This window comes from Vibrio sp. 10N.261.52.C2, assembly GCF_041471425.1.
Classification (GTDB): domain Bacteria; phylum Pseudomonadota; class Gammaproteobacteria; order Enterobacterales; family Vibrionaceae; genus Vibrio; species Vibrio crassostreae_C.
On sequence record NZ_JBFROH010000104.1, the window covers coordinates 1 to 1,415 of the forward strand.

A 1,415-nucleotide genomic window follows, 5' to 3' on the forward strand; every position below is an offset into this window, starting at 1 on the left:
GTAATGCCGTTCACTTAAGAGTGAACGGCATTTTTGTTCTTAGCATACCGTTGTGGTCTGGGTTTAACTCTTCTAGGGAATGTCCTTTCCCTTCGCCCTTCAAGTATTAAGCTTTCAGCCATGTTGTGGAACCCCTTTAGCTGACGAGGTATTGCGCCTGGTGTTGAATAAGGTAAGCCTAAAAGTAACGCTGATACATGAGCTAACGTGCCGTTAAAACTCAGTTGATAAGGAAGGTAATTTCCCTTTAAATTGAAGCAGAGCTCGACCATCTGATATCGGATTAAATTGTAAGTAAGCAAGATGCCCCATAACTCCTGCTTGACCAGCTCTGGTAAACGACTTCGCAGCGTAAGACGGTTTCCAAGCATGTATTGTTTTTGCTCTCGGTAGCCCAGCTCTATTTCCCAACGATGCTCATAAAGGCCTGCAATATCTTTTGATGGGTAACGCAGGGAGTCCGTCATGGAGGTTAATACTTGGTAGTCTTTTCCTTTAATTTTACGAGTGACAAGTCGAGCGGTTATCGACTTTGGTAAATCAGGCCATAGCTTTCTAGCTCTTGGATTACTGTGTAATTGAACAAGTTTGTCATTTCGCCCTAAAGATTGAACAATGTCATATTGTGTATTTTTCTTGAGGGGGATAAGCCAATGGCGCTCTGAGCCAGAGTCTTGCCATTTATGTAATAAACCTAAAGAATAGAACCCCTTATCGAACATTGTTACGCTATGGTTTGGTGTTGTTTCTATTAGTTTTTCAGCTAATATCATTTCGTTTGTATTGTAATTATCAAATGCACTGGCCGTAATAATGTGACTGCTTAGTTCCATTTGGCAGACCATTCTCACTTGCGGATATTGCGTCCCTTTTTGTCGAGAAAATGCCTTTTCATTTTGCGGGTTATCGGGCGTTCGCCAAACAACGCCATCGACGCCAAGCAGCGTTAATCCATTCCATTGGGGTAACTTTGCACTGTTTAACCATGACGTAGTCATTCGCTCAAAGACCGCTTTAATTGCGTCTTCACCCAACGTCTTTCGACGTTGAGTTAACGCACTCGGTGCGACAAAAGCTTTACCTGTACGGTCGACAATATCAAGTTGGTTCACTAAATCTTTCATGGATTTACTGTTATAGATAGCCATTCCAACAAGCAGCCACACCATGGATTCTAAAGTTAATTTCCTCTTTCTCATCGTGACAGTATCAGTAAGAGAATAGGCTTCGTCGATGAGTTCAATTGGAAGCAAGTCAGACAAAGTCTCAACGCTGCTAGGTTTCCAATCATTAATTATGTTTAGAGCTTGAGAAACATCCATAAAAAAATCCAAGTGCATTAAATACACTTGGATTTTGACAGCTCTGAAGGATCCTTCAACCGATCGCTTTGGCTTTAACTGATCGGCATTACC

The 1,415-nt window shown here is 41.8% G+C and carries 1 protein-coding gene; it reads right to left on the bottom strand.

All coding sequences use genetic code 11. From position 1 onward, the window contains the following. Positions 1-14 precede the first annotated feature (14 nt). Entirely contained in the window at positions 15-1,322 is a 1,308-nt protein-coding gene (locus tag AB4307_RS21900; protein WP_372133537.1) for an IS4 family transposase, read from the bottom strand. Positions 1,323-1,415 lie beyond the last annotated feature (93 nt).